Source organism: Streptomyces sp. NPDC004539 (genome assembly GCF_040610055.1).
In the GTDB taxonomy this organism is placed as follows: Bacteria; Actinomycetota; Actinomycetes; order Streptomycetales; family Streptomycetaceae; genus Streptomyces.
In genome coordinates, this window is record NZ_JBEXLS010000038.1 from 41,442 (window position 1) to 63,372 (window position 21,931).

The 21,931-nt window shown below is 71.6% G+C and carries 15 protein-coding genes and 1 pseudogene; 4 read left to right on the top strand and 12 right to left on the bottom strand.

The annotated features are described in order from the left end of the window. Nucleotides 1-137 precede the first annotated feature (137 nt). Nucleotides 138-3,017: a glycoside hydrolase family 3 C-terminal domain-containing protein gene (locus ABZX85_RS45545; protein WP_355883624.1), complete on the top strand. Its 2,880-nt coding sequence runs from the start codon at nucleotides 138-140 to the stop codon at nucleotides 3,015-3,017. Here the strand turns inward: ABZX85_RS45545 and ABZX85_RS45550 are convergent. From ABZX85_RS45550 to gabT, 5 genes are all read right to left on the bottom strand, one after another. Further along, nucleotides 2,985-3,689 (bottom strand): hypothetical protein, encoded by a 705-nt coding sequence (locus tag ABZX85_RS45550; protein ID WP_355883627.1) that lies wholly within the window; start codon nucleotides 3,687-3,689, stop codon nucleotides 2,985-2,987. The genes ABZX85_RS45545 and ABZX85_RS45550 overlap by 33 nt on opposite strands. Before the next feature lie 232 nt (nucleotides 3,690-3,921). After that, nucleotides 3,922-5,367, bottom strand: coding sequence for an aldehyde dehydrogenase family protein (locus ABZX85_RS45555; protein ID WP_355883630.1), 1,446 nt, complete (start codon nucleotides 5,365-5,367; stop codon nucleotides 3,922-3,924). 72 nt (nucleotides 5,368-5,439) lie between these two features. Then, the gene (locus ABZX85_RS45560; protein ID WP_355883633.1) at nucleotides 5,440-6,084 is read right to left on the bottom strand and encodes a phosphatase PAP2 family protein; all 645 of its coding nucleotides are present in this window, start codon (nucleotides 6,082-6,084) and stop codon (nucleotides 5,440-5,442) included. Between the two features lie 53 nt (nucleotides 6,085-6,137). Further along, nucleotides 6,138-6,998, bottom strand: coding sequence for an alpha/beta hydrolase (locus ABZX85_RS45565; RefSeq protein WP_355883636.1), 861 nt, complete (start codon nucleotides 6,996-6,998; stop codon nucleotides 6,138-6,140). 422 nt (nucleotides 6,999-7,420) lie between these two features. Beyond that, nucleotides 7,421-8,755: a 4-aminobutyrate--2-oxoglutarate transaminase gene (gene gabT, locus ABZX85_RS45570; protein WP_355883639.1), complete on the bottom strand. Its 1,335-nt coding sequence runs from the start codon at nucleotides 8,753-8,755 to the stop codon at nucleotides 7,421-7,423. Nucleotides 8,756-9,013: 258 nt separating this feature from the next. Here gabT and ABZX85_RS45575 point away from each other — a divergent pair, with 258 nt between their 5' ends. Continuing rightward, the gene (locus tag ABZX85_RS45575; RefSeq protein WP_355883642.1) at nucleotides 9,014-11,398 is read left to right on the top strand and encodes an ATP/GTP-binding protein; all 2,385 of its coding nucleotides are present in this window, start codon (nucleotides 9,014-9,016) and stop codon (nucleotides 11,396-11,398) included. Between the two features lie 80 nt (nucleotides 11,399-11,478). Beyond that, nucleotides 11,479-13,074 (top strand): PucR family transcriptional regulator, encoded by a 1,596-nt coding sequence (locus tag ABZX85_RS45580; RefSeq protein ID WP_355883644.1) that lies wholly within the window; start codon nucleotides 11,479-11,481, stop codon nucleotides 13,072-13,074. Between the two features lie 108 nt (nucleotides 13,075-13,182). On the opposite strand, the gene ABZX85_RS45585 is transcribed toward ABZX85_RS45580, so the two are convergent. The 7 genes and pseudogenes from ABZX85_RS45585 to ABZX85_RS45615 all read right to left on the bottom strand — a co-directional run bounded on the left by ABZX85_RS45585 (nucleotide 13,183) and on the right by ABZX85_RS45615 (nucleotide 20,947). After that, complete coding sequence (locus ABZX85_RS45585) at nucleotides 13,183-13,635, bottom strand: hypothetical protein (protein ID WP_355883647.1); 453 nt, start codon at nucleotides 13,633-13,635, stop codon at nucleotides 13,183-13,185. A gap of 136 nt (nucleotides 13,636-13,771) precedes the next feature. Next, nucleotides 13,772-15,196 carry an FAD-dependent oxidoreductase gene (locus ABZX85_RS45590; protein WP_355883650.1) on the bottom strand — a complete coding sequence of 475 codons (1,425 nt, stop codon included), beginning with the start codon at nucleotides 15,194-15,196 and terminating at the stop codon, nucleotides 13,772-13,774. A gap of 35 nt (nucleotides 15,197-15,231) precedes the next feature. After that, nucleotides 15,232-16,023, bottom strand: a complete 792-nt coding sequence (locus ABZX85_RS45595) for an ABC transporter permease (RefSeq protein ID WP_355883653.1) — start codon at nucleotides 16,021-16,023, stop codon at nucleotides 15,232-15,234. Continuing rightward, nucleotides 16,023-16,955: an ABC transporter permease gene (locus ABZX85_RS45600; RefSeq protein ID WP_355883656.1), complete on the bottom strand. Its 933-nt coding sequence runs from the start codon at nucleotides 16,953-16,955 to the stop codon at nucleotides 16,023-16,025. Before ABZX85_RS45600 ends, ABZX85_RS45595 begins: the two co-directional genes overlap by 1 nt. Then, nucleotides 16,955-18,085 (bottom strand): ABC transporter ATP-binding protein, encoded by a 1,131-nt coding sequence (locus ABZX85_RS45605; protein ID WP_355883682.1) that lies wholly within the window; start codon nucleotides 18,083-18,085, stop codon nucleotides 16,955-16,957. The genes ABZX85_RS45600 and ABZX85_RS45605 overlap by 1 nt, the downstream gene beginning before the upstream one ends. A 5-nt stretch (nucleotides 18,086-18,090) precedes the next feature. Then, nucleotides 18,091-19,341 carry a spermidine/putrescine ABC transporter substrate-binding protein gene (locus ABZX85_RS45610; RefSeq protein WP_355883659.1) on the bottom strand — a complete coding sequence of 417 codons (1,251 nt, stop codon included), beginning with the start codon at nucleotides 19,339-19,341 and terminating at the stop codon, nucleotides 18,091-18,093. A 76-nt stretch (nucleotides 19,342-19,417) separates the two neighbouring features. After that, a pseudogene (locus ABZX85_RS45615) lies at nucleotides 19,418-20,947 on the bottom strand (gamma-aminobutyraldehyde dehydrogenase). A 233-nt stretch (nucleotides 20,948-21,180) separates the two neighbouring features. Here ABZX85_RS45615 and ABZX85_RS45620 point away from each other — a divergent pair. Next, entirely contained in the window at nucleotides 21,181-21,744 is a 564-nt protein-coding gene (locus tag ABZX85_RS45620; RefSeq protein WP_355883662.1) for an NADAR family protein, read from the top strand. Nucleotides 21,745-21,931: the final 187 nt, after the last annotated feature.

Genomic DNA, 21,931 nt, shown 5'->3' on the forward strand with positions numbered 1-21,931 from the left:
CTCGGACCTGAGCGGGCGGAGCTGCTATATGCGCCACTTGAAATAACCGTGCGGTCCCTTGACACTCACACCGCCGTCCGCCGAGCATCGAAGCGCTTCGAAAGAGCCGCCCCGCTCCATCGCAAAGGGAACCCCACGTGACCGCATCCACGCCCTCCACGCCGCCCTTCCGTGATCCGCGCCTGCCGTTCGCGAAGCGCATCGACGATCTGCTCGCGCGGCTGACCCCGGCCGAGAGGACGGCGTTCCTGCACCAGTACGCCCCGGCGGTCGAGCGGCTCGGCGTCGCCGCGTTCCGTACCGGCCAGGAGGGTCTGCACGGCGTCGCCTGGATGGGCCCGGCGACGGTGTTCCCGCAGGCGGTGGGGCTCGGCGCGACGTGGAACGCGGAGCTGGTGCGCCGGGTGGGCGAGGCGGTGGCCGAGGAGACGCGGGCGATGAGCGCGCGCGACGACCGGGTGGGGCTCAACGTGTGGGCGCCGGTGGTGAATCTGCTGCGCCATCCGCTGTGGGGCCGGAACGAAGAGGGCTACTCGGAGGACCCCCGGCTGACGTCGGCGATCGCGACGGCGTACACGCACGGGCTGCGCGGCGGCCACCCCGTGTACTGGCGGACGGCGCCGGTCCTCAAGCACTGGCTGGCCCACAACAACGAGACGGACCGCGACACCTCGTCGTCCTCGGTGCGTCCGCGCGTGCTCCACGAGTACGACCTGCGGGCGTTCCGTTCGACGGTCGAGGCGGGCGCGGTGGCCGGCGTGATGCCCGCGTACAACCTGGTCAACGGCCGCCCCAACCACGTCTCCCCGTACCTGAACGACCACCTGCGCACCTGGACGGACGCGGACCTGTTCGTCTGCTCGGACGCCTGCGCGCCCTCCAACCTGGTCGACTCCGAGCACTACTTCGACACGTACGAGGAGGCGACGGCGGCGGCAGTCGTCGCGGGCGTGGACAGCTTCACCGACCACGGCACGGACCCGTCGAAGACCGTCGAACGCCTCGAAGGGGCCCTGAAGCAGGGGCTGTTGACGGAGAAGGAGATCGACACGGCGGTACGGCGCCAGCTCTCCGTCCGGTTCCGGCTCGGCGAGTTCGACCCGGCGGACGACCCGTACGCGTCCGGCGCCGCCTTCGACACCCCGGCGCACCGCGCGCTCGCCCAGGAGGCCGCCGAGCAGGCGATCGTCCTGCTGCGCAACGACGGCATGCTGCCGCTGGCCCCCGACACCCGGATCGCGGTGGTGGGCCTGCTCGCCGACGAGTGCAAACTCGACTGGTACAGCGGCACGTTGATCCACCGCTCGACTCCGCTGGAGGGTCTGTACGAGCGGTTCGGGGCGGACCGCGTGCAGTTCGCCGAGGGCGTGGACCGGGTCCGGCTGCGGACGTCGGCCGGCGCCTGGCTGACCGTCCCGGAGTCCGAGTCGGACGACGAAGTGCGCGGCGCGGAGGGGGCGTTGGACCCGGCGCTGCTCAAGGGCCGTACGGACATCCCCGCGTTGACGGTGTCCGCCGAGGACGGCACCGAACTCGCCCTCGCGGACTGGGGGAACGGCGTCCTCACCCTGCGCGCGCCCGACGGGCGTTATCTGTCCGTCGCCGAGGACGGGTACCTGCGGGCCTCCGCCGACCAGCCCGGGGGGTGGGTCGTGCAGGAGACGTTCCGCCTGGAACCCGTCGGGACGGGGTCTGGGGAAAGTCACGGCGAGGGGTCTGGGGAAAGTCACGGCGAGGGCCACCTCCTCCGGCACATCGGCACAGGTCTCCACGTCCGGGTCGCCGCCGACGGGGTGAAGGTTGCCGAGGAAGATCCGGAGGTCTTCGAGCTGACGGTCGTGGAGCGCGGCGAGGAGGCGGTGGCCCGGGTCTGCGCGGACGCCGACGTGGTGCTGGTGGTCGCGGGCAACGACCCGCACATCAACGGCCGTGAGACGGAGGACCGTTCGACGCTGGCCCTCCCCCCGCACCAGGCCCGTCTGCTGTCCGCCGCCCGCACCGCCAACCCGCGCACGGTCCTGGTCCTCACCTCCTCCTACCCCTACGCCCTCGAACCCGGCCCGCTGCCCGCCGTGTTGTGGACCGCGCACGGCGGCCAGGCGGCCGGCACCGCCCTCGCCCGGGTCCTGGCCGGCGACGTCTCCCCCGCCGGCCGGCTCCCCCAGACCTGGTACGAGTCGGACGCGGACCTCCCCGACCTCCTCGACTACGACGTCATCGGCAGCCGCCAGACGTACCTCTACTTCGAGGGCACCCCGCTGTACCCCTTCGGGCACGGCCTGTCCTACGCGTCCTTCTCCTACGGCGACTTGGCGGTGGAGACGACGGAGACGGCCGTCCGGGTGTCCTTCTCGATCACCAACACCGGTGACGTCACCGCCGACGAGGTCCCCCAGCTGTACACCCGGGCCGTGGACCCGACCGTCCCCCGCCCCCGCCGCGAACTGCTGGCCCACACACGAACCACCCTGCTCCCGGGGGCCCGTACCCCCGTCTCCTTCGAAGTCCCCCTGTCCGCCTTCGCGTTCTGGGACGTCTCCCGGAACTCCTGGCGCCTGGACCCCGGCGCGTACGACCTTCTCGTAGGCACGTCCAGCACGGACATCCGGCTCCGTACGACGCTGACGCTGGCCGGCGAGCCCGCCGCGCCGCGCGACGTCCGTGAACTCGGCCTGTCCGCCGCCGACTTCGACGAGCAGAGCGGCGCGGAGATCGTGGACCGCACGAAGCGGGCGGGGGACGCGGTGACGCCGGGGGCCTCGGGCGAGGCCCGACTGGTCTACCGCGCCTGCGACTTCGGCAACGGGACCACTGGCGTGACGGTCGAGGTGGCGGGCGAGGGGGAGGTCGTCCTGGAGACGGGCCCGGTCCGGACGACCCTCAGCCTCTCCTCCCCCACCGAATCCCCGTACACCTACACCCTGTTGACCGCTCCCCTCACCCTGACCGGCGTCCACGACGTCCACGTCAGGCTGCGCGGGCCGCTACGGCTGGCGCACATCGGATTCTCCGGCTGAGTACGCGAGGTACTCGACGAGGTCGTCGAGCCGGATGTCGTCGGCGCGCTCCCGGACGTCGTTCAGGAGCCAGTCGAGGAGTTCCGGGGTGGCGTGGTACTCGTCGTGGAAACCCATGTGCAGATCGGTGACTTGATACTCGAAGAGGACGTCGTGGACGAAGTCGGCGAGGTGGGCGTCGGCAGCCGGGGTGCGGGTGGCGGTCCAGACGTCCAGCCAGGGCCGCAGTTCGCCGGTGGCGGCCGTGACGAGCGCGAGGACCTTCCTGGGCTTGGCAGCGCTGGGATGCGTCGCGAGGGTGGCCCGCCACCAGGCCGCCCACACCTCCCGCACCGCCCCTACCAACGGCGGGTCCCACGCCGTCCACCCCGCCTCCAGCAGCCGGGTCGCGATCAGCTCCTCGTCGGTGTGCAGCCGTCCGGTGACAACTCCCCTGAGAATCCTCGGAGTCAGCCGTCTGTAGAGCCGCGGAAACTCATCCCAGTGATCCGCCACCTCCGACGACACCGCCGACACCAGATCCTCCGGTATCAGCTCCACCGCCCCCGACAGCTCCACGAAATCCCGCTCGGCATAGCAGTACGTACACCCCTCGACCCTGAACGCCTCTTCACCCGCGAACACCCGCTCCAACACGTCCAGCGCCGACATGAGTTCCTGCTGGGGGGACATGGCAACCCCTGAGTGACTCCGTCCGGGTGACCGGCGAAGATTTCAGCTTATCGGCCGGTCCGATCAAGACCCCAGTGGTTATCCGGACAGGCCACCCGGACAGCGAAGGGCCCGGCACCGGAAGGCATCGGTGCCGGGCCTCTTCATGGGACGGCGGGTCAGCGCCGAGAGGGAGCCTATGTGAAAATGGTTCCCATTAGCAAGACCCTTGCCGGTGAGATGTCCAGGTGCGTCAGAGCGCCAGGCCCGTGAGGACCAGGACACGTTCGTACGTGTAGTCGTCCATCGCGAACTTCACGCCCTCCCGCCCCACCCCGGACAGCTTCGCCCCGCCGTACGGCATCTGGTCGGCGCGGTAGGACGGGACGTCGCCGATGATGACGCCGCCGACTTCGAGCGCTCGGTGCGCGCGGAACGCGGCCTGGACGTCGTGGGTGAAGACGCCCGCCTGGAGGCCGTACTTGGAGGAGTTGACGGCGGCGAAGGCGGCCTCCTCGGTGTCGGCCTTCTGGATCGAGAGGACCGGCCCGAAGACCTCCTCGCGGGCGAGGGTCGTGTCCGCCGGGACGTCGGTCAGGACGGTCGGCGCGTACGAGGCCGCGTCCCGCTTGCCGCCCGTCAGGAGCGCGGCGCCCGCCGCGACCGCCTCGTCCACCCACGACTCGACCCGCTTGGCGGCGTCCTCGCTGACCAGCGGACCGACGTCGGTGGCGGAGTCGGCCGGGTCGCCCGTGACCTGCGCCTCGACCGCCGCGACGATGCGCGGGAGCAGCCGGTCGCACACGGCCGCGTCGACGATGACCCGCTGGACGGAGATGCAGGACTGGCCGCCCTGGTAGTTGGAGAAGGTCGCGATGCGGGTCGCGGCCCAGTCGAGGTCGGCGTCGGAGGACCAGTCCGCGAGGACGACCGCCGCGCCGTTGCCGCCCAGCTCCAGCGTGCAGTGCTTGCGCGGCACCGAGTCCATGATCGCGTAACCGACCTTCTCGGAGCCGGTGAAGGAGATGACAGGGAGCCGCTCGTCCTGGACGAGGGCGGGCATGCGGTCGTTGGCGACCGGGAGGATCGACCAGGAGCCGGCCGGGAGGTCCGTCTCGGCGAGGAGGTCACCGATGACCAGACCGGAGAGCGGGGTCGCCGGGGCCGGCTTCAGGATGATCGGCACGCCCGCCGCGATCGCCGGCGCGATCTTGTGCGCGCAGAGGTTGAGCGGGAAGTTGAAGGGGGCGATACCGAGGACGGCGCCCTTCGGGAAGCGCCGGGTCAGCGCGAGCCGCCCCTGCCCGCCCGCGTCCGTGTCGAGGCGCTGCGCCTCGCCGCCGTTGAACCGGCGCGCCTCCTCGGCGGCGAACCGGAACACCGAGACCGCGCGCCCGACCTCGCCTCGCGCCCACTTGACCGGCTTGCCGTTCTCGGCGGAGATCAGCTGGGCGATCTCCTCGGTGCGCTCGACGAGCCGCTTGCTGACGTGGTCGAGCGCGGCGGCCCGGACATGCGCCGGGGTCGCGGCGAACTCGTCCCGTACGGCGTACGCGGCGGCCACCGCCTCCTCGACCTGGGCGTCGGTCGGCACGCCGACCCTCCCGACGAGCCGCCCGTCCCAGGGCGACGTCACGTCGAAGGTGTCCGCGCCGGTGGCCGCGCGGCCGGCCAGCCAGAAGGCGTGGGTGGAAGTCATCGTGGCAAGCCCTTCCGCAAAGTCGACAGTCGCTGTCCACCGTAGAGCCGGGCGCCCGATCCGGCGTTTGTCCTACTCGTCCGACTGGAGGACGCCCGCACTCCGCTTTGGCGCGCCGATCCGGACGACCGTCAGCCGCAGCGCCGCCAGCAGCAGCGCCCCGAGACACCAGCTGGCCAGCACGTCGAACGGCCAGTGGTACCCCCGCCGCACCAGCCCGTACGACACGGCCGCCACCAGCGCCACGGCCACCCCGACCGCCGTGCGCCGCGCCCGCGCCGACCGCAGCCACGGCAGCAGCACCAGCACCGCGCCGCCGTACGCGATCATCGCCGTGGCCGTGTGCCCCGAGGGGAAGTAGCCCGTCGCCGGGGGGACGGCCGGGGTGCCCGGCCGGTCCGTCCAGATCTTCAGCGGTACGACGATCAGCGGCACCAGCGCCATCGCCGCGAGGGCCGCGGCGGCCGGCCCCCACCACCGCCGCTCTCCTGCCCGGCGCCCCCACCAGGCCGCGTATCCGGCGATTACCAGCAGAACGGGCACCGCCACCTGAACGTTCCCGAGATCCGAGAGAAGTTCCGAGAACCGGTCCGGATGCCGAAGCGCCCTGCTCAGCCGCTCGTCCCAGCCCAGCAGCGGACCGTCCACCGCCACCTGCCAGGTGAGGAGGGCCAGCAGCGCGGCGGGGACGGCGAGGAGGCGGGGGCTGATCGACATGGGGCAAGCCTCTCAAGAAGCCGCACGCGCACACCGCCGCCTTCCAGAACACCTCAAGCCCCCGTGTGCCCCAAGATCGCCTTCGCCAGCGGCTCCCACACCTCCGGCGGCAACGCATGCCCCATCCCCGGCACCTCCACCACCCGCGTCCCCCCGATGACCTGCGCGAGATGCCGGGGATGCGGCGGCGGGAACACCGGTTCCGCCGGTGCCTCGACCACCAGCGTCGGCACGGCGTTGCGCGCGAGCGCCTCCGTCCGCAGCATCCCGTCGCTGTCCGCCCTGCCGTGCGCGGTGTTCACGCGGTGATGCCCGGTGTGCGCGATGATCGCCGCTTCCAGCGCCCGGTAGTGACTGGCGTCGAACGGCAGCAGATCGCCGTGCAGCAGCCGCCAGTGCGCGACCCGCCGGTCCAGCTCCTGTTCCGGCGTGAGGTCGTCCGGCACCGGCTCGGCCCACAGCGCGAGGACCTCCGGCTCGATCCCGGGCAGCTCCCCGCCCGCGTACGGCGTCTCGCTGAGCGCGCCGGTCCCCATGAGCGTCGCGCTGAGCAGCCGGTCCGGGTGGTCGGCGAGCAGGAGCTGCGTGAGCATCCCGCCCAGCGAGAGCCCGACGACGTGCGCCCGGTCGACGCCGAACGCGTCGAGGACGGCGACGGCGTCCTCGGCGAGCGCGGTGATCGGGTAGGGCCGTTCGTCGAAGGCCCAGGGCGAGCGGCCGGTGTCGCGGTGGTCGTAGCGGATGACGCGGTGGCGGGCGGCGAGCAGGTCCGTGAAGGGGTCGGGCCAGCCGAGGCCGGACGCCTGGGCGCCCATGACGAGCAGCAGCGGGGGCGCGTCGGGGGCGCCGCGCTCCTCGGCCCAGAGGCGGGTATGCGGGCGGGTGCCGGGGGCGACGTCGACGAAGCGTTCCATGAGGACCTCCAAGAAGAACTGGCGAGACGAGACGTATCGTATCGTCAATCCCCGAAAAAGAAGACCCCGATTCGGTGAATCGGGGTCCTGCGTGTGGTGCGCACCTCTGGAGAAGGAGGTCGGCCGTCCCGGAACAGGGGGGGGTGGTTCCGGGACGGCCGTCCGGATCGGGGTGCCGCCGCCCCGGGGGGTTTGGGGCGGACGACGGTCCGATCGGTGAGGAGATTCCGGAGCCGGTGGCACCGGATGTGTGCGCGAGGCACGACCAGGTCGAAGCTGGGGAGGCCCCGGCCCGGCACCGTCCACGGTCGCCCGTGAGCGGGTGTATCTCTCTTCACTGGAGAAACTACGGCAGCGGGAGCCCCGAAAACAGGCCGATCCCGGAGCCGCCATCCTCCCCGCACACGTTCTTCACACAGCCGTCAGACGGCCGCGAGCGCGCCCTCGATGATGTCGAGGCCCTCGTTCAGCAGGTCGTCCCCGATGACCAGCGGCGGCAGGAACCGAAGGACGTTCCCGTACGTTCCACAGGTCAGGACCAGCAGCCCCTCCTGGTGGCACGCCTTGGCGAGGGCGGCCGTCGCCTCCGGGTGCGGCTCCTTGGTCGTCCGGTCCTTGACCAGCTCGACCGCGATCATCGCGCCCCGTCCACGCACGTCGCCGATGACGTCGAACTTGTCGGCCATGGCGTGCAGCCGGGCCTTCATCGTCACCTCGATCGCCTTCGCGCGGGCGTTGAGGTCGAGCGCCTTCATCGTCTCGATGGAGCCGAGCGCGCCCGCGCAGGCGACGGGGTTGCCGCCGTAGGTGCCGCCGAGGCCGCCCGCGTGGGCGGCGTCCATGATCTCGGCCCGGCCGGTGACGGCGGCGAGCGGGAGGCCGCCCGCGATGCCCTTGGCGGTGGTGATCAGGTCGGGGACGATCCCCTCGTCCTCACAGGCGAACCACTGGCCGGTGCGGCAGAACCCGGACTGGATCTCGTCCGCGACGAAGACGATGCCGTTGTCGGCGGCGAACTTGCTCAGCGCCGGCAGGAAGCCCTTCGCGGGCTCGATGAACCCGCCCTCGCCGAGGACCGGCTCGATGATGATCGCGGCCACGTTGTCCGCGCCGACCTGCTTGGAGATCTGGTCGATGGCCTGCGCGGCGGCCTCGGGGCCCGCGTTCTCGGGACCGGTCGGCCAGCGGTAGCCGTACGCGACGGGCACCCGGTAGACCTCGGGCGCGAACGGCCCGAAACCGTGCTTGTACGGCATGTTCTTGGCCGTCAGCGCCATCGTCAGGTTGGTCCGGCCGTGGTAGCCGTGGTCGAAGACGACGACGGCCTGGCGCTTCGTGTACGCCCGCGCGATCTTGACGGCGTTCTCGACGGCCTCGGCGCCGGAGTTGAACAGCGCGCTCTTCTTCGCGTGGTCACCGGGCGTCAGCTCGGCGAGCGCCTCCGCGACCTCCACGTACCCCTCGTAGGGCGTGACCATGAAACAGGTGTGCGTGAAGTCCGCGAGCTGCGCGCTCGCCCGGCGTACGACGGCCTCGGCGGACGCGCCCACACTGGTGACGGCGATCCCGGAGCCGAAGTCGATCAGCCGGTTGCCGTCGACGTCCTCGATGACTCCGCCGCCCGCGCGCGCTGTGAACACCGGCAGCACCGAACCCACGCCCTGCGCGACGGCGGCGAGGCGACGGGCCTGAAGCTCCTGCGACTTGGGGCCGGGGATGGCGGTGACGATCCGGCGCTCCTGCGGAAGGTCGGTCATGAGGGCTCCTAGGGGGTGCGTCCTGCGTACCGGGGCGTCGTTTTTCTCGCTGCCTCCGTTTTCTCGCAGGTTAGGACGGGGTGGACAAGCTGGGCATGCTCCATGTGGGCACCTTCGGGACGGCGCCTTGTCCGCGATGGACAGTGGTGTCGTACGACGGTGTCGGCGCCGCCGGGCGCGGGAGCGGTGAACTCCCTTTGCGGGCGCGTTAGATTGACGGCTGACGGTGGACGGATCGGCTGGTCAGGGGGCAGGGCGATGAACAGCGACGGGACGCAGGACGCGCGCGGTACGCATGCGAGCCCTGTGCCGCGCCCCGCGGGCCCCCCGGAGGGCACGGGAGTGCCGCCGAGGCCGGCCCACGCCCCCGGGACGTACGACAAGACCCCCGCGGTGAGCGCCGTCTCCGAGTGGCTCGACACCCCTCGCCCGGAGGTCCGCCCCGGTATCTGGCGGTTCGGTTTCCGGCCGCCGAAGGACACCTCCCGGGACGGCGAGCGCCTCTCCCCGGTCACCGTCGTCGGTCTGCTGATCCCGCTGGTCGTCGCGCTGGTCCTGTGGTCCCTGTGGCGGCGCGGCTCGTTCCCCTACCAGTTCACGGTGTTGCGGCTGTTCACGCCGGGCGACTGGTGGTGGGGCGGGACGATGGCCTCCGCGAAGACGACGGAGGGCGCGGAGGCGCGGGTCGTGTACGACGGGCTGTTCTTCGCCGTCCTCATGTACACGATGGGCCGGCTGGGGAGCTGGCCGGACGCCGTGCGGCATTTCGTCGGGCGCCGGCCGCAGCCCACGCGCGCGCTGTTCGCGCTGTTCGCCGCGCTGGTGGCGCTCAGTTTCGTGTTCCCGGACGCGTTCCCGCTGGTCGGCTGGGACTCGCTGCCCGTCGTGGACCCGCTGTTCTCGCTGGTCGTGCTGATCTCCGGGAGCTATGAACTGTTCACGTCCGCCCTGTTCACCGATTCGCTGTACGCCGTGATCACCGCGCTGGTGGTGTGGCCGTTCGCGAAGGTCGGGGGCTGGTGGCCGTACGCGAAGGAGCTGCTGGCGGCCCGCAGGGGGGACGTTCCTGCGGAGGCCGTCGTGGAGCGCCCGCGCGCGCAGTGGCCGGCTCTGCGGGACGCCGGGCAGCAGGAGGCGGCGGACCTGCTGACCGGGGAGGTCGTCGCGGGGCGGATGAACGACGTCGACTGCGCGCGCGTGGAGCACGCGTTCGCGTCGGCCCGCGCGGGCGCGTCGCTCGGGGCGTTCCGGGAGACGGTGCTGCGGCAGGGGGGTGCCGCGTGGACGCATCCCTCGGGGGCGCGTGACCTGTCGCGGCGTACCGCGCGGCACGACCTGCTCGCCGGGCAGGTGCGGATCGGGCGGTGGGTGTCCGCCGAGCGGGCGCCGGTGGCCTACCGGGACGCGGGAGCCGCGCTCGGCGCGGACGTGCTGGGGACGTCGCTGCTGGCGGTCGGGCCGTCCGGGGCGGGGAAGACGCGGACGCTGGTCGAGCCGGTGACGGAGGCGCTGGCGCTGCGGGCGCTGACGGGCGCGTGCGCGGTGGTCGCGGTGTCGTCCCCGGGGGCGCCGCTCGGTTCCGACGACTCCTTCGACGTGATCGTCCGGATCGGCGACCCGTCGTCCGTGCACGACCTCGACCCGTACGCCGGATCGGACGACCCCGACGAGGCCGCCGCGATCCTCTCCGAGGCCCTCGTGGGCGATCTGGACGCCCCCCAGGCCACGACGGCCCTCGCGCAGCTCCTCGGCCCGTACAGGGCCGTCCACGGCCGTTTCCCGGCCTTTCCCGTCCTGCGCGAGCTGCTGGAGGGGGCCGAGGCGCTGGGCGCCCTGCGGGAGGCGCTCGCCGGGGACGAGGTGCTGCGCCGGGAGCTGGACGCGCGGATCAGGCAGACGGGGGCCGTGGGGGACGTGGGGCGGGCGCTGGCGGACCGGCTGGCGCTGCTGAGCAGGCCGGTGTTCGCGGAGTTCTTCGGCGGGGCCCGCGAGGGGGGCGCGCCGCACCGGGCGTTCTCCCTGCGCGCCCTCGCCGATCACCCCCTGCGCGTCCGCGTCGACCTGCCCGCGCGCGGGCACGAGGAGGCGGGGCGGCTGCTCACCCGGCTGGTGCTGGCCCAGTTCCACGCGGTCGTCCGGGAGGGCCGGCGCGGTCACTTCGCGTGCCTCGTCCTGGACGACGCGACCGGGGCGGTCACCGCGGAGTCCGTCCGGCACATCCAGCGGCTGCGGTCGCGCGACGCGGGCGTGGTGCTGGCCCTGCGGAGCGTCGGCGACGTCCCGGAGGCGCTGCACGGGCCGCTGTACGGGGCCGTGGGGTGCCGGATGGCGTACTCCGGTGTCACCACGTGGGACGGCAACCGGTTCGCCCAGACGTGGGGCACGGAGTGGATCGAGACGACCGAGGTCGCCAAGCACACCGTCTTCGCCGACCAGCCGATGACCCGGGCGATCCACGCCCTGCGCAAGCTCGTCACCGGCAAGGCCGTCACCACCGACGCCGTCACCGTCCGCCAGGTCGAACGTGAACGCTGGTCCGCCTCCCAGCTCGCCCACGAGATCCCCCCGGGCCACGCGGTGCTCTCCCTGACGACCGTGAAGGGCGAACACGCGCCGCCGATGCTGGTGGACCTGCGGGGCTGAGCGGAGGGCGTACGGGGACGGTGCCCCCTGAGGCACAATCGGCACTGCCCCGCCTGCTTCACCCACCACCTGAAGGCGCCATGCCCCCCACCCTCGCCTCGCTCGTCCGTCACTCGGCGCTGAAACTGGTCGTCCGCGCGGGGGAGGAACGGCTCGGGGTGGCGGTGCGGTGGGCGCACGTGAGCGAGCTGCCGGACCCGGTGGAGTACATGGAGGGCGGGGAGCTGCTGCTGATCACCGCGCTGAAGCTGGACGCGGAGAACCCGGCGGCGATGCGCAGGTACGTGCGGCGGCTGGTGGAGGCGGGGGTGGTGGGGCTCGGGTTCGCGGTGGGCGTCAACTACGACGACATCCCGGACGCGCTGGTGGAGGCGGCCCGCGCGGAGGGCCTCCCGTTGCTCGAAGTGCCGCGCAGGACCCCGTTCATCGCGATCAGCAAGGCCGTCTCGGCGGCGATCGCGGCGGACCAGTACCGCGCGGTGACGGACGGTTTCGCGGCCCAGCGGGAGCTGACCCGGCAGACTCTGACGGCCGGCCCGGAGGGGCTGCTGACGGCGCTGGCGGCCCAGGTGGACGGCTGGGCGGCGCTGTACGACGCGGCGGGCACGGTCGTCGCGGCGGCCCCGGAGTGGGCGTGGCGCAGGGCGGCCCGCCTCACGGTGGACGTCTCCCGGCTGCGCGACCGCCCCGCCCCCGCCTCCTCGGTGATCGACGGCGAGGACCGGGTGGAGCTGCACTCCCTGGGCACGGGCCGCCGCCCCCGCGCGGCGCTCGCCGTCGGCACGGCCGCCGCCCCCGGCACAGCCGAGCGGTACGCCGTCCACTCGGCGATCGCCCTCCTGACCCTGACGACGGAACGCTCCCGTTCCCTCCAGGCGGCCGAACAGCGCGTCGGCGCGGCGGTCCTGCACATGCTCCTCGCGGCCGAACCGGACCACGCGCGCGCGGTGGCGGGCGATCTGTACGAGGGTCTCCTGGACGCCCCGTTCCGGGTGCTCGTCGCGGAACCGGGCCCCCACGCGCGCGTGCCTTCCGAAACCCCGCCCCCCTCGCCCTCACGCGTGTCCGACGACGGCCCGCTGGAGGAGTTCGCGGAGGCCCTGGAGTCCGCGGCGGCCCGCGCGGGCGAACCGGTCCTGGTCGTCCCGGAGGACGGGCGGCTGGTGGTCGTGGCGGTGGACGACGGCGCGGCGCTGGCGGAGACGGTGGAGTACGCGGCGGAGGTGGAGGCGGACCGTTCGACGGAGGGCCACGCCCTGCTGATCGGCCTGTCGGGTCCGGCGGGCCCCAGCACGGCCGCCGTGGGCCACAAGCAGGCGGAGCAGGCCCTGTCGGTCGCCCGCCGCCGGGGCAGGGTCTTCGTGGAGCACGACCGGCTGGCGTCGGGCTCGGTGCTGCCGCTGCTCGCGGACGACGCGGTGAAGGCGTTCTCGGACGGTCTCCTGCGGGCGCTGTACGAGCACGACGCGACGGGCCGGGGCGATCTGGTCGCCTCGCTGCGGGCGTGGCTCTCCCGGCACGGCCAGTGGGACTCGGCCGCCGCCGATCTGGGAGTGCACCGGCACACGCTGCGCTATCGGATGCGCCGCGTGGAGGAGATCCTGGGCCGTTCGCTGGACGACCCGGACGTGCGGATGGAGCTGTGGCTGGCGCTCAAGGCGACGACGGCGCCGTGAGCCACGACCGCGTCGGCCGCACGGGCGGCCGACGTGCGTGTTCACGCGCGGGCACCCTCCCCGGAATGGGGGACGCGGAGGTGTGCTCGCCGACGGGTCAGCGGATGATCACGCCTCCTCCCCCGCGGCGAGCCCCGCAGCGGCCTCGTGCATGGCGAGTTCGAGGAGCGCGGGGTCGTTGAGCGTGCCGGTGCCGTCCGGCGGGACGAGCCAGCGGACGGCACCGGTGGAGCGTCCCGGGTAGGGGACGACGATCCAGGTGCCGTTGCCCGCGCTGCGGATGCCGGTGCCGAGCCAGCGGGCGGCGGTGCCCGGGGGCACGAAGAAGCCCATCCGGTTGTCGCCGAAGTCGGCGAGCACCGGGCCGGGCCGGTCGAGGATGCGGGTCAGGATGTCGAGGGTCGGATAGCCCAGGTCGCCGGGCAGGATGAGGACGTCCCAGGCGCGGCCGGCGGGCAGCAGCGCCACCCCGAGGGGGTTGCGCTCCCACTCCCAGCGGCAGGCGTCGGGGTCGGGCGCGACGGACGCCAGCCATTCGACCGCGGTCTTGGCCCCAGTCATCGGTGGACCTCCCTTTCTGTCGTCTCTGTCGTCGACGCGCTCGCCTCTTGCGGTCGCGTCACGAGGAAGAGAGGGAGGTTTTCCGGTGAGCATTACGCGGGTTCGGCCGGTGATCTGGAGTGAACCGGATCACATGTCAGCTGTCGAAGCCGAGCCCCACCCGGTCCATGGCCCGCAGCCAGAGGTTTCTGCGCCCCGCACGCGCGTCCGCGCGCGCCAGTGACCATTTGGTGAGCGCGATCCCGGTCCAGGCGAACGGTTCGGGCGGGAACGGGAGCGGTTTCCTGCGGACCATGGCCAGCGACGTCCGTTCGGTGGGCTCCCCGGCGAGGAGGTCGAGCATGACCTCGGCGCCGAAGCGGGTGGCGCCGACACCGAGCCCGGTGTATCCGGCGGCGTACGCCACTCGGCCTCGGTGGGCCGTACCGAAGAAGGCGGAGAAGCGTGAGCAGGTGTCGATCGCGCCGCCCCACGCGTGCGTGAAGCGGGTGCCGTCCAGTTGGGGGAAGCACGTGAAGAAGTGCTCCGCGAGCTTGGCGTAGGTCTCGGGGCGGTCCTCGTACTCGGCGCGGACCCGGCCGCCGTAGGGATAGATCGCGTCGTAGCCGCCCCACAGGACGCGGTTGTCGGAGGTGAGCCGGAAGTAGTGGAACTGGTTCGCGGAGTCCCCGAGCCCCTCGCGGCCCCGCCAGCCGATCTCGGCGAGCTGCGCGGCGGTGAGCGGCTCGGTCATCAGGGCGTAGTCGTAGACGGGCACCGTGTAGGCGCGTACGCGCTTGACGAGGCTCGGGTAGATGTTCGTGCCCAGGGCGACCTGGCGGGCCCGCACACGGCCGTACGGCGTCTTCACGGCCATTCCGGCGCCGTACGTGACGAGGTCCAGGGCCGGGGTGTGCTCGTAGACGCGCACGCCGAGTTCGCGGCACGCCTGTTTGAGGCCCCAGGCGAGTTTGGCGGGGTGGAGCATGGCGACGCCGCGGCGGTCGTGGAGACCGGCCTCGAAGGTCGGGGAGTTGACGCGATCGCGTACGGCGTCGGTGTCGAGGAACTCCATGCCGTCGGCGAGGCCCTCGCGCGCGATGCGCTCGTACCAGTCGCGCAGTTCCCACGCCTGGTAGGTCTCGGTGGCGACGGCGATCTCGCCGGTGCGCTCGAAGTCGCAGTCGATGCCGTGGCGCTTCAGGGACTCCTCGATCGCGTCGAGGTTGCGGGCGCCGAGCTCTTCGAGGCGGTGGATCTCGTCGGGCCAGCGGGCGAGGCCGTTGGGGAGGCCGTGGGTGAGGGAGGCGGCGCAGAAGCCGCCGTTGCGGCCCGAGGCGGCCCAGCCCACCTCGCGGGCCTCCAGCAGGACGACGTCCCGCGCGGGGTCGCGTTCCTTGGCGACGAGCGCCGTCCACAGCCCGCTGTAGCCGCCGCCCACGACCAGCAGGTCGCAGGTCTCGGCGGCGGTCAGCGCGGGCTCGGGGGCGGGCCTGCCGGGGTCTTCCAGCCAGTACGGGACCGGCTGGGCTTCGGAGAGGGACTTCGTGTGTGTGCCACGGCTCATGGCGCTAGGGGCCATGATTTCAACTCCCTACAGGGCATTTCTCGAAGGCGTCATGCCTTTTGTCTGTTACGGCGTTTCCCGACGGCCATCGAGGCCAGCACCAGCAGAACGGCGACGAGGAACATCGCCGTACCGATGACGTTGATCTGCACGGGCGTACCGCGCTGCGCCGAACCCCAGACGAACATGGGGAAGGTGACGGTCGACCCGGCGTTGAAATTGGTGATGATGAAATCGTCGAAGGAGAGCGCGAAGGCGAGCAGCGCGCCCGCGGCGATTCCGGGGGCCGCGATCGGCAGGGTGACCCGCAGGAACGTCTGCACCGGTCCGGCGTAGAGGTCCCGGGCGGCCTCTTCGAGGCGCGGGTCCATCGACATGACGCGCGCCTTGACGGCGGTCACGACGAAGCTGAGGCAGAACATGATGTGCGCGATGAGGATCGTCCAGAAGCCCAGCTGGGCGCCCATGTTGAGGAACAGGGTGAGCAGCGAGGCGGCCATGACGACCTCGGGCATCGCCATCGGCAGGAAGATCAGCGAGTTGACGGCGCCCCGCGCGCGGAACCGGTAGCGGACCAGCGCGAAGGCGATCATCGTGCCGAGCGCGGTCGCCCCGAGGGTCGCCCAGAACGCGATCTGGAGGCTCACGGAGAGCGATCCGCACATTCCGGCGACCCCGCACGGGTCTTTCCACGCGTCCAGCGAGAAATTCTGCCACTCGTAGTTGAAGCGGCCTTTCGGCTTGTTGAACGAGAAGACCGTGACGACCACGTTCGGCAGCAGCAGATAAGCCAGCGTGCACAGGCCCGCGATGACGACGAAATGGCGCTTGAGCCAGGACATCAGACGAGATCCTCCGTCCCGGAGCGGCGAATGTAGAACGTGACCATGAACAGGATCGCGGCCATGAGGAGGAAACTCAGCGCGGCGGCCGTCGGATAGTCCAGGACGCGCAGGAACTGCGTCTGGATGACGTTCCCGATCATCCGGGTGTCGGTCGAGCCGAGGAGTTCGGCGTTGACGTAGTCGCCGGACGCCGGGATGAACGTCAGGAGCGTCCCGGAGACGACCCCGGGCATCGACAACGGGAAGGTGACCTTCCGGAACGTCGTCCACGGGCGCGCGTACAGGTCGCCCGCGGCTTCGTGGAGGCGTCCGTCGATGCGCTCCAGGGACGTGTACAGCGGCAGGATCATGAACGGCAGGAAGTTGTACGTCAGCCCGCAGACGACCGCCAGGGGCGTCGCCAGGACCCGGTCGCCGGCGGTCCAGCCGAGCCAGTTCGTGATGTCCAGGACGTGCAGGGTGTTGAGCGCGCCGACGACCGGGCCGCCGTCCGCGAGGATCGTCTTCCAGGCGAGCGTGCGGATCAGGAAGCTGGTGAAGAACGGCGCGATCACCAGGATCATGATCAGGTTCCGCCAGCGTCCCGCGCGGAACGCGATCAGGTAGGCCAGCGGATAGCCGAGGACGAGGCACAGGACGGTCGCGGCGGCGGCGTACAGGACCGAGCGCAGGAACTGCGGCCAGTACTCCTGGAAGGCGTCCCAGTAGGTCGCGAAGTGCCAGGTGACCTTGTAGCCCTCTTCGAGGGAGCCGGTCTGCACGGACGTCGACGCCTGGTAGATCATCGGCAGCGCGAAGAACACGATCAGCCAGAGGATGCCGGGCAGCAGCAGCCAGTACGGCGTCCAGCGGCCTCTGGCGCGCACGCGCGCGGGAGGCTCGTCCCCGCGTCCGGGTTCGGGCTCCGCCTTGGTGAGGGTCGCCGCCATCAGACGACCGCCTCTTCCTCGGTGCCCGCGTCGATGTCCTGGGAGGCGTCCAGACCGAACGTGTGCTCCGGGGCCCAGTGCAGGACGACCTCGGCGCCGGGGGCGAGACGCGCGTCCCGGTCGACGTTCTGGACGTACACCGCGAACTCGGGGCAGACAGCCGTCCGGATGACGTACTGCGTCGACACTCCGATGAAGCTGGCGTCGGCGATCGTCCCGCGCAGCCGGTTGCGGCCCTCCGGGACGGTGGACTCCTCGTCGGCGTGGGCGAGGGCGACCTTCTCGGGGCGGACGCCGATCAGGACCTTGCCGCCCGCCGGACATCGCTCCTCGGGGAGCGCGATACGGCCGTCACCGGCCTTGAGGACGACCTCGCCGGCGCCCCGGCTCGCGACCTCGGCCTCGATGAGGTTGGAGGTGCCGAGGAAGTTCGCGACGAACGTCGTCCTCGGGTTCTCGTACAGGTCGGCCGGGGAGCCGAGCTGCTCGACGCGGCCCGCGTTCATCACGGCGACCGTGTCGGCCATCGTCATGGCCTCCTCCTGGTCGTGCGTGACGTGCACGAACGTGATGCCGACCTCGGTCTGGATGCGCTTGAGCTCCAGCTGCATCTGGCGGCGCAGCTTCAGGTCGAGGGCGCCGAGGGGTTCGTCGAGGAGGAGCACCTTGGGGTGGTTGATCAGCGCGCGGGCGACGGCGACGCGCTGCTGCTGGCCGCCGGAGAGCTGGTGGGGCCGTTTGCGGGCCTGCTCGCCCAGCTGGACGAGGTCCAGCATGTCTCCGACTTGTTGTTTCACGCTCTTGATGCCGCGCCGCCTGAGCCCGAAAGCGACATTCTCGAAAATGTCGAGGTGCGGGAAGAGGGCGTAGGACTGGAAGACGGTGTTCACGGGCCGCTTGTAGGGCGGCAGCCGGGTGACGTCCTGGTCGCCGAGGTGGACGGTGCCGCTGGTCGGCTCCTCCAGGCCCGCGATCATCCTCAGGGTCGTCGTCTTCCCGCAGCCGGAGGCGCCGAGGAGCGCGAAGAACGAGCCCTGGGGGACGGTCAGGTCGAGCGGGTGCACGGCCGTGAAGGCGCCGTAGGTCTTGCCGATGCCGGAGAGGCGGACGTCGCCGCTGTTGTCTGTCATGGTCGTCACGCCCCAGTGAGCTTCGCGAACTTCGCTTCGAATGCGGTCTCCTCGCTCGCGCTCAGCGAGCGGAAGGAGTGCGACTTGGCCTGCATCGCCTTGTCGGGAATGATCAGCGGGTTGTCCGCCGCGGCCGGGTCGATCTTCGCCAGCGCCTCCTTCACACCGTCCACCGGGCAGACGTAGTTGATGTAAGCGGCGAGCTGGGCGGCCGGTTCGGGCTCGTAGTAGTAGTCGATGAGCCGTTCGGCGTTCGTCTTGTGGCGTGCCTTGTTGGGGATCAGCAGGTTGTCGCTGGACGTCATGTAGCCGCTGTCGGGGATGACGAAGTCGATGTCCGGGCTGTCCGCCTTGAGCTGGACGACGTCCCCGGCCCAGGCGATGCAGGCGGCGAGGTCGCCCTTGGCGAGGTCGGCGGTGTAGTCGTTGCCGGTGAAGCGGCGGATCTGGCCGTTGTCGGCGCCCTTCTGGAGGCGCGCGATCGCCGCGTCGTAGTCGTCGGCGGTGAACTTCGCCGGGTCCTTGCCCATGTCGAGGAGGGTCATGCCGACGCTGTCGCGCATCTCGGTGAGGAAGCCGACCTTGCCCTTGAGCTTGCGGTTGTCGAGGAGGTCGGAGACGGACTTCACCTCGGCGCCGTCGAGCGCCTTCTTGTTGAACGCGATGACCGTCGAGATGCCCTGCCAGGGGTAGGAGTACGCCCGTCCCGGGTCCCAGTCGGGGCTGCGGAACTGGTCGGAGAGGTTGGCGAAGGCGTGCGGCAGGTGGGAAGCGTCCAGTTTCTGGACCCACCCCAGGCGGATCAGCCGTCCGGCGAGCCAGTCCGTGAGGACTATCAGGTCGCGGCCGGTGTCCTGGCCCGCGGCGAGCTGCGGCTTGATCTTGCCGAAGAACTCGCTGTTGTCGTTGATGTCCTCGGTGTACCGGACGGAGATCCCGGTGCGCTTGGTGAACGCGTCGAGGGTGGGGTGGTGCTTGCCGCTGTCGTCGACGTCCATGTACTCGGTCCAGTTGGAGAAGTTGACGGTCTTCTCCTTGGCCGAGAGGTCGTCGGCGGACGTGCCGCCCGCGGTCTTCCCGGCGGCCGGGATGCCGCAGGCGCTCAGCGCCCCGAGGCCGCCGAGGGCCAGCGCGCCGCCCGTGGAGGCGCGCAGCAGCGACCGCCGGGTCAGCGCGGCCCGGCCGGTGCGCAGGCTGCGCCTCATGGCCGCCAGCTGGGCCGGGGACAGGCGGTCGTCGGGCTCGTACTGCTCCATGCGCGTGCTGCCCTTTCCGGACGGACGTCGATCGGTTCGGCGGTCTGTTCAGGTCGGCGGTCTGTTCAGGGCCTGCTCAGCCGCCGGTGAACACCGTGCGGTGCCAGGGCTTGCGCGCGACCGCCGTGTTGTCGAACATGACGTGCTTGATCTGGGTGTACTCCTCGAACGAGTACGGTGACATGTCCTTGCCGTAGCCGGACTGCCGGCACCCCCCGTGGGGCATCTCGCTGACGATCGGGATGTGGTCGTTGACCCACACGCACCCCGCGCGCAGCTCCCGGGTGGCCCGGTTCGCCCGGAACACGTCCCGGGTCCACACGGACGCGGCGAGCCCGTAGGGGGTGTCGTTGGCGAGCCGGATGCCCTCGTCGTCGCTGTCGAAGGGCAGGGCCACCAGGACGGGGCCGAAGATCTCGGACCGGACGATCTCGCTGTCCTGGGGGGCGTCCGCGATCAGGGTGGGGAGATAGTACGCGCCGTCGTACTCCTTGGGGGAGGCTCCGCCGGTGACCACGCGCGCGTACGCGCGTGCACGGTCGACGAAACCCGCGACGCGGTCCCGATGCGCGTGGGTGATCAGCGGGCCGAGGTCGGTGCCGTGCGCGAAGGGGTCGCCCGGCAGGACGCTCTCCATGAGGGCGGCCGTCCGCTCCACGAACGCGTCGTACAGCGGCCTCTGCACGTACGCGCGCGTGGCGGCCGTGCAGTCCTGGCCGCCGTTGATCAGCGCGCCCGCGACGGCGCCCTGCGCGGCGGCCTCCAGGTCGGCGTCGTCGTGCACCAGGAACGGCGCCTTGCCGCCCAGCTCCAGATGGACGCGCTTGACGGTCTCCGAGGCGACCCGCGCGATGTGCTTGCCGACGGCCGTGGAGCCCGTGAACGACGTCATCGCGACGTCCGGGTGCGCGACCAGGTGCTCCCCGGCCTCCCTCCCGGTGCCGCTGACGACGTTGACGACGCCGTCGGGGATTCAAGCGTCCGTGACCGCCTGGGCGAACATCAGCGCCGTCAGGGGGGTCAGCTCGGAGGGCTTCAGGACGATCGTGTTGCCCGCCGCGATCGCCGGGAGGATCTTCCAGGCGGCCATCTGGAGGGGGTAGTTCCAGGGGGCGATGGAGCCGACGACGCCGAGCGCCTCGCGCCGTACGTACGACGTGTGGTCCGCCGAGTACTCGCCGGCCGCCTGGCCCTGGAGGTGGCGGGCCGCGCCCGCGAAGAACGCGGTGTTGTCGATCGTGCCGGGGACGTCGAACTCGCGCGTCAGTCTGAGGGGTTTGCCGCACTGGAGCGACTCCGCGCGGGCGAGGTCCTCCGCGCGGTCGGCCAGGGTGGCGGCGAGGCGGTGCAGGGCGTCGGAGCGGTCGCCGGGGGTGGCGCCGGACCAGGCGGGGAAGGCGGCCCGGGCGGCGGCCACGGCGTCGTCGACGTCGGCCGGGGAGGCGAGGGCGTAGGTGAGGACGGGGGCGGCGGTGGCGGGGTCGACGACCGTGTGGGTGTCCGGGGAGGTGCCGGGGGTGAGGCGGCCCGCGATGTACTGGGCGCCCTCGGTGGCGTACGGGATTTCCTGGGCGAAACGTTCCCTCGCGGGGAAGGTGTCCTGCATGCCGTTCTCCTCCACCTTCGCCCCACTCTTGACGTTCGACGCGTGGGCGTAGCTCTGGTCGGATTTGAGTGCTGATCCTGACAGAGCGATGGCACCCCAACAAGTGATTCCGTTGTTGCCTTTTGGTTACGCGACGGAATCTGTCGATCGGCGGGTTGGAGAAGGGGTGTCGAGGAGGGCCGGGGCGGGAAATCCCGGCCGGATTGTCAGTGGCGGCTGCGATGCTGTCGGGCATGGAGAAGATCGATTCCCGGGAGGCGCTGACGCGGGCCGTCCGGGCGGGCGCGAAGGTCAAGTATCTGCACTTCTGGGGGCACCGGCCGAGTGCCGACGGGCGGGTCGGGGCGGGGTGCCTCAGCCAGTGGTGGGAGTCGCCGTTCACCGTGGCCGGGGTGGACTACGCGACGGCCGAGCACTGGATGATGGCCGAGAAGGCGCGGCTGTTCGGGGACGCGGAGGCGGAGGCGCGGGTGCTCGCGGCGGGGCATCCGTCCGTCGCGAAGAAAGCCGGGCGGCTCGTCCGGGGGTTCGACGACGCGGTGTGGGCTCGGGAGCGGTTCCGGATCGTCGTCGAGGGGAGCGTCCACAAGTTCCGGTCGGACCCCGCGCTGCGGGAGTTCCTGGTCGGCACCGGAAAGCGGGTGCTGGTCGAGGCCAGTCCGGTGGACTCGGTGTGGGGGATCGGGCTGGGTGCGCGGGATGCGGGAGCCGATGATCCTGAGCGGTGGAAGGGGTTGAATCTGCTGGGGTTCGCGTTGATGGAGGCGCGGGAGAGGGTGCGGGGAGAGGGGTTGTAGGGGGCAGGGGGCACAGGGGGCTTGTGGGGCGGGCCGGGTTGCGCGGCGCCGGGTTTCCGTACGGCCGTGACCAGCGTGTCGAGCTGCCCCCTGATCCGGGCGGCCGTGAGGTGGTCGAAGTAGTCCCGGGAGCTGATGGGGGAGGACGGCGCCGGCGCCGCAGATGTGCGTGACCGCCTCCTCCCTC

Bases quoted from the DNA above. Each gene is read 5' to 3' on its own strand.
- ABZX85_RS45550 (WP_355883627.1), bottom strand. From the start codon at position 3,689: ATGTCCCCCCAGCAGGAACTCATGTCGGCGCTGGACGTGTTGGAGCGG.
- ABZX85_RS45555 (WP_355883630.1), bottom strand. From the start codon at position 5,367: ATGACTTCCACCCACGCCTTCTGGCTGGCCGGCCGCGCGGCCACCGGC.
- ABZX85_RS45560 (WP_355883633.1), bottom strand. From the start codon at position 6,084: ATGTCGATCAGCCCCCGCCTCCTCGCCGTCCCCGCCGCGCTGCTGGCC.
- ABZX85_RS45565 (WP_355883636.1), bottom strand. From the start codon at position 6,998: ATGGAACGCTTCGTCGACGTCGCCCCCGGCACCCGCCCGCATACCCGC.
- gabT (WP_355883639.1), bottom strand. From the start codon at position 8,755: ATGACCGACCTTCCGCAGGAGCGCCGGATCGTCACCGCCATCCCCGGC.
- ABZX85_RS45575 (WP_355883642.1), top strand. From the start codon at position 9,014: ATGAACAGCGACGGGACGCAGGACGCGCGCGGTACGCATGCGAGCCCT.
- ABZX85_RS45580 (WP_355883644.1), top strand. From the start codon at position 11,479: ATGCCCCCCACCCTCGCCTCGCTCGTCCGTCACTCGGCGCTGAAACTG.
- ABZX85_RS45585 (WP_355883647.1), bottom strand. From the start codon at position 13,635: ATGACTGGGGCCAAGACCGCGGTCGAATGGCTGGCGTCCGTCGCGCCC.
- ABZX85_RS45590 (WP_355883650.1), bottom strand. From the start codon at position 15,196: ATGGCCCCTAGCGCCATGAGCCGTGGCACACACACGAAGTCCCTCTCC.
- ABZX85_RS45595 (WP_355883653.1), bottom strand. From the start codon at position 16,023: ATGTCCTGGCTCAAGCGCCATTTCGTCGTCATCGCGGGCCTGTGCACG.
- ABZX85_RS45600 (WP_355883656.1), bottom strand. From the start codon at position 16,955: ATGGCGGCGACCCTCACCAAGGCGGAGCCCGAACCCGGACGCGGGGAC.
- ABZX85_RS45605 (WP_355883682.1), bottom strand. From the start codon at position 18,085: ATGACAGACAACAGCGGCGACGTCCGCCTCTCCGGCATCGGCAAGACC.
- ABZX85_RS45610 (WP_355883659.1), bottom strand. From the start codon at position 19,341: ATGGAGCAGTACGAGCCCGACGACCGCCTGTCCCCGGCCCAGCTGGCG.
- ABZX85_RS45620 (WP_355883662.1), top strand. From the start codon at position 21,181: ATGGAGAAGATCGATTCCCGGGAGGCGCTGACGCGGGCCGTCCGGGCG.